Source organism: Candidatus Ruminimicrobium bovinum (genome assembly GCF_902760015.1).
GTDB classification, from domain to species: Bacteria; Elusimicrobiota; Endomicrobiia; order Endomicrobiales; family Endomicrobiaceae; genus Ruminimicrobium; species Ruminimicrobium bovinum.
On record NZ_CACWEU010000148.1, the window covers coordinates 1 to 5,573 of the forward strand.

A 5,573-nucleotide genomic window follows, 5' to 3' on the forward strand; every position below is an offset into this window, starting at 1 on the left:
CAAAGGTTTTTGGTTGATGGCGGATTGGTTGAAAATATACCGGTATCGGTTGCTAAACTTTTTGAACCGGATATTGTAATAACTGTTGCCGTTAGTGCCGATATTACAAAAAATCCTTACAATAATGTTTTTTCTTCACTTTTTCAAACAATATATATTCAAGGACAACAAAGTGATAAAAATAATTTAAAAATGTCGGATATTATAATTTCACCGCAGGTAAGTGATGTTTCTGCAATAGAATTAAATAAAGCCGCGGAATGTATAGATGCAGGTTTTATTGCAGGCAAAAAAAATATAAAAAAAATTAAAAAATTGATTATAGATAAAACTTATGAAAAAAATATTTTATAATTTCCAGCAGAATTTTATAAATAGTAAATTTTTAACGTTGTTTCTGTATTTTATAGTTTTTGCTTTTTCTATTACCTTATATTTACAAACAACAAATTATAATATTAGCGGTATAGATGATGATTCTTTTATAAATTTTATGTTTGATGATTATTCTGTTAAAGATATTTTTACAAAAAATGTTTTACTTAGTGATACATCAAAAACATATTACAGACCTTTGTTGTCATTTTCTTTTTTTATTGATAATTATATAAATCAATCTCCTTCAACAATGCATACAACAAATGTATTGTTACATTCTTTCTGTTGTGTAATATTGATGTTTTTTTTAAAAAGATACTATTTTAGTAAGTATGTTTCTTTTTTAGCTGCACTTTTATTTAGTGCTCATCCTGTTAATATTTTTGCCGTAGCTTGGATACCGGGAAGAAATGAACTGTTGTTATGTATATTTTTGTTGTTATCTTTAATATTTCTTTTTGAATATTTAAAAAAGAAAAAAACAATATTATTGTTTTTTCATTTAATATTTTTTATAACTACACTTTTTACAAAAGAAAGTTCAATATTTTTCCCTCTGTTTTATGTTTTATATTGGCTTATATATGATAAACAAATAAGCAAAAAATTTTTTACTGTTTTAGGAATATATATAGTTGCAGTTTTATGTTTCCTTACAATATATAAAACTTTATCATATAATATTTTTAATCCTACAAGATATTTGTTTAACTTAATATATAACATAAAAACTGTTTTTGATTATTATTTCTCGGTTTATTTTTTTAAAATACATTTTTCGGCATATTTTGGTACAAAAATTTTAATACTTGGTCTAATTTCCTTTAGTTTAAGTTTTTTATTTTCTTTTTTTTGTAATTTGGATAAAAATGAAAAAATACTTTGTTTTATTTTGCCTATTATAATTTTTGCAATAAGTTTGATGGCAGGGCAGTTGTTTTTTCAAGGTAGCAGAATATACATACCATTAATATTTTTAATAATTCCGTTTTGTTCTTTCATATTAAAATTTCTAAAAGAAAAAATTGTATATATTATCTTAAGTGTCTTTATTATAATATCCTTGAATGTAACAGTTTCTAATTGTCATTTTTTTCAAAATGAACTTGCTTTTTTTGAAGCTATAGACACTGAATATCCGAATTATAATATATTTATGTCAAATTTGTATTCGTATAATTTGCTAAAATACGGATATTTTGAAGAAGCTTCTAAAAAAACTACATTAATTGCACAAAAGACGGGATATAAAAATATTTTTAATTTATATGTTTTATCTGTTGTTTATATGCATGAAAAAAATTATAGCGAAGCAATAAATATTTTGGAAAAAATTGTAAATTTTGATAAAAATAGCGTTTACTCCAAACTGATTGTATGTTATGACATGCTTGGAAACAAAGAAAAAAGTTTGTATTATTACAATATGTTGTTAAATATTAATAAAGGTGATATTAATAAGACAAATGAATTTATACAAAGAGAAAAAAATGTTTTATAAGAAAATAAAAATACATTTATTAATTCTAATATTGTTTTTTTCTTTTTCACAAACGTGTTTTTGCAACGGAATAAAAACGGAAGAGGATTTGATGGCAAATTTTCAGCATGCAAAAACGACAAAACAAAAAATGAAGGCAAATAAAGAGCTTTTTTATTATTATATAAACTTAGGAAATTATGAAAGTGCCGTTTCCGTAGCGGATGACCTTTTAACTTTTAAATTGTCAAAAAAACAGAAATATAATATTTATTATAACTTGGCAAAAGCATATTTGGCTTTATCAAAAACGGAAAAAGCATCCGAAGCAGGTCAGGAAGCACAGTATTTATATCCCAAAAAAAAGGAAACAAAATTGTTGCTGGGAAATATATACAAAAATAACGGTTTAAATGAACTTGCAATAGTTAAATTTAAAGAATGTTTGGATGTTGATAAGTATAACATTGAAGCATTAATTAACTTGGCTAATATTTATAATACACAAGGTTTTTATAAAACATCTTTGGAATATTTTGAAAAAGCAAGAAAAAAATCTTTGGAAAATAAAAAAGATTTATCATCAAATGATTATATAAATATGGCAATATCGGCAAAAGAAACCGGAAAAACGGAACAAGCTCAATATATTTTGGAAAATATTGACGGTAAAAATAAAAAAACTGCATTATTACTTGCCGATATATACAAAAGTAAATTGCATTTTGATAAAGCCATAGAAGAAATACTTCCTTTTGTTGATGAAGAACAACCTGATGTTGAAATTTATTGTAATTTGGCACATTTATATTTGCTTTCCGGAAAATTTAAGGAAGCACAAAATTTATTGTTGGATTTTAAATCAAAAAATAATGATGTTGAAGCAATAGATTTATTGTTGATAGAATCATATAATAATTTGTATCATAATAAAGCAAAAGAATTGAAATATTTAAATAGAATACTTGAATATACAAAATCGGAGTATATAAAAAATATAATAAAAAAAGTAATAGAATTTGAAAAAAAATGATATGTGCCTATAGCTTAATCGGATAGAGCCTCGGTTTCCGGAACCGATGATTCCGGTTCAACTCCGGATAGGCACATGGTTTATAAAAAATGAAGCCCGTAACTTGTTTGCAATTTGATAAACAAATATCTTCAAAAGATACTTATCCCGTATATTTTTTTGCGGGTGAAGAGATTTTTTTGCTTGATAAATGTTTTAAACATGTTATTCAAAAAATTAATGCGGATACTTTAAATACGGAAATTTTTCAAGCACCGGACTTGGATATAAATGCCGTTTTGACTGCGGCGCAGACTTTGCCGTTTTTAGGCGAAAAAAGAGTTGTCGTATTAAAAATGGCAAATAAATTAAAAAATGATGATTTTAAACAATTTGCAACTTTAATAGAAAAACCTGTTGAAACAACTTGCTTGATAATATTATACAACGATAAAATTAAAGATTTGAAGGCAAAAAGAAAAGATTTAATAAGTTTATGTATCGATTCAAAAAAAACGGTTTGTGTTGACTGTAAAAAAATTTACGAACGTGATGCAATAAATTTTGTTAAAGAAGAATTTTTATCAAGGAAAAAAAGTATATCTTTTAATTTATGTCAACAAATAGTGCAGGATACGGGAACGGATATGCTTGCTTTATCAAATGAAATAGAAAAAATATGTATATATTTGGGTAATAAAGCAAGTAATGTGACAGAAGAAGATTTTATAAAAATAAGCGGTTTTACAAAAGAAATAAATATATATATGTTTACTGCCGAGATTGAAAATAAAAACTTACAAAAAGCTTTGTTTATACTTAATAAAATGTTGCAGACCGGGGAAAAAGCAATTCCCATACTTTCTGCAATATCAACAACCGTAAGGCGCTTACTTATTGCAAAAAGTCTTTTAAAAGAAAAAAATTATTCTCAAGAAGAGGTTATGGATTATATAAGAATTCCCGCTTTTTTTGATTTCAGAAAAAAATATTCGGCAGGGCTTTCAAAATATAAATTGGAACATTTAAAAAATTGTCTTGAAAATATTTTAAAAACCGATATTGCAATAAAAACCCAAAGCTCTGTTGATGAAGCTTTTATGCTACAAAAACTTGTGATGTTTATTTGTAAATAGTATAATAAAAATTTGTAAAGCAAATTTTTACAGGAGTTGAAAGTGAAAGCATTTATTTTGGCAGCAGGTATAGGTAACAGACTAAGACCTTTAACATTAAAATTACCAAAGCCGATGATACCGTTGGTTAATAAACCTGTTATTGCACATACGCTTGATAATTTAAAAAAACATAACATAAATTCTGTTGTTATGAATTTACATTTTATGGCGGATTCAATTTCAAATTATTTCGGCAACGGTAAAAATATAGGAATGGAAATAAATTATTCCAAAGAAGAAAATTTGCTCGGAACGGCCGGCGGTTTAAAAAAATGTCAAAAATATTTTAATTCTACTTTTGTCGTTTTATCGGGTGATAATTTGTGCGATATAGATATAACATCTGTTGTTGAATTTCATAAAAGAAAAAAATCTTTGGCAACTATGGTTTTAAAACAGGTTGATGCAAAATACGAATACGGAATTGCGATATCGGACAGATATAACAGAATAATAAATTTTGTCGAAAAACCTACATGGAGTTCCGTTTTTTCAAATACGGTAAATACCGGCATTTATGTTTTTGAACCTGAAATCTTTAAATATATTCCGGAAGGGTTTTATGATTTCGGCAAAGATTTATGGCCTAAGCTTTTGAAAATGAAAAAAAATATTTATTCTTATGTTATGAACGGTTATTGGACGGACATAGGAAGTATTTCCGAATATCAAAACGGAACCAAGTCTGCTTTGGAAGGAATTGTTCGCGTAAATATAGACGGAAAACATTATAAAAATTCCGACGTTATAACGGGTAAAAATACCGTTATAGATAAAACTGCAAAATTAATAGGCAAAGCAGTTATAGGTAAAAATTGTGTTATAGGTAAAAATGTGGTTATAGATAACGGAACCGTTATAGGAAATAATGTTGTAATAAAAGATGACAGTATAATTAAAGATTCAATAATATGGGACAATGTCGTTATAGGTAAAAATGTTAATTTGAACTCAACTATAGTTGATATAAAAGTTCCTCAAAAATTATCGGTATATAACGGCATTTTATTTAATACCAAATAACGGGAGATTTTAATCAAGTGGAAAATATTTCTAATAATTGGATTTTTACCTCGGAGTCGGTAACCGAGGGGCATCCTGATAAACTTTGCGATATAATTTCCGACAGTATTTTAGATGCGATATTGGCTATTGACCCGAAAGCAAGGGTAGCTTGTGAAACTTTTGCATGTAACGGGCTTATAATTATCGGCGGTGAAATTACTACAACCGCAAATATAAACAGAACCGAAATTGTAAGAAATGCAATAAAAAACATAGGTTATACGGATTCCAAATTCGGTTTTGATTATAGAAATTGTGCAATAATGGAAACGATAAATACACAATCACCCGATATCGCAATGGGGGTTGATACCGGCGGTGCCGGTGACCAGGGGTTAATGATAGGTTTTGCATGTTCGGAAACGGAAGAACTTATGCCGTTACCCATAATGCTTGCACATAAACTTGCGGCAAAACTGGCACAGGTAAGGAAAGATAATGTTTTGAAATATTTAGGTCC

The 5,573-nt window shown here is 27.1% G+C and carries 6 protein-coding genes and 1 tRNA gene; all 7 read left to right on the top strand.

Translation table 11 applies throughout. The features are described 5' to 3' along the window. Positions 1-354, top strand: a 354-nt coding sequence (locus ACMUOV_RS05160) for a patatin-like phospholipase family protein (protein WP_413854040.1), incomplete at its 5' end; no start/stop codon positions are given. Continuing rightward, on the top strand, positions 335-1,879 hold the full coding sequence (locus ACMUOV_RS05165; RefSeq protein ID WP_413854041.1) for a tetratricopeptide repeat protein: 1,545 nt from the start codon (positions 335-337) through the stop codon (positions 1,877-1,879). The genes ACMUOV_RS05160 and ACMUOV_RS05165, both read left to right, overlap by 20 nt. Positions 1,880-1,970: 91 nt before the next feature. Then, positions 1,971-2,891: a tetratricopeptide repeat protein gene (locus ACMUOV_RS05170; protein WP_413854042.1), complete on the top strand. Its 921-nt coding sequence runs from the start codon at positions 1,971-1,973 to the stop codon at positions 2,889-2,891. A gap of 3 nt (positions 2,892-2,894) precedes the next feature. Beyond that, a tRNA-Arg gene (locus tag ACMUOV_RS05175) sits at positions 2,895-2,967 on the top strand. A 13-nt stretch (positions 2,968-2,980) separates the two neighbouring features. After that, the gene (gene holA / locus ACMUOV_RS05180) at positions 2,981-4,006 is read left to right on the top strand and encodes a DNA polymerase III subunit delta (protein WP_413854043.1); all 1,026 of its coding nucleotides are present in this window, start codon (positions 2,981-2,983) and stop codon (positions 4,004-4,006) included. A gap of 42 nt (positions 4,007-4,048) precedes the next feature. Then, on the top strand, positions 4,049-5,071 hold the full coding sequence (locus ACMUOV_RS05185; RefSeq protein ID WP_413854044.1) for a sugar phosphate nucleotidyltransferase: 1,023 nt from the start codon (positions 4,049-4,051) through the stop codon (positions 5,069-5,071). Positions 5,072-5,088: 17 nt separating this feature from the next. Beyond that, positions 5,089-5,573 (top strand): S-adenosylmethionine synthetase N-terminal domain-containing protein (locus tag ACMUOV_RS05190; RefSeq protein ID WP_413854045.1); only part of this gene is annotated, 485 nt, incomplete at its 3' end.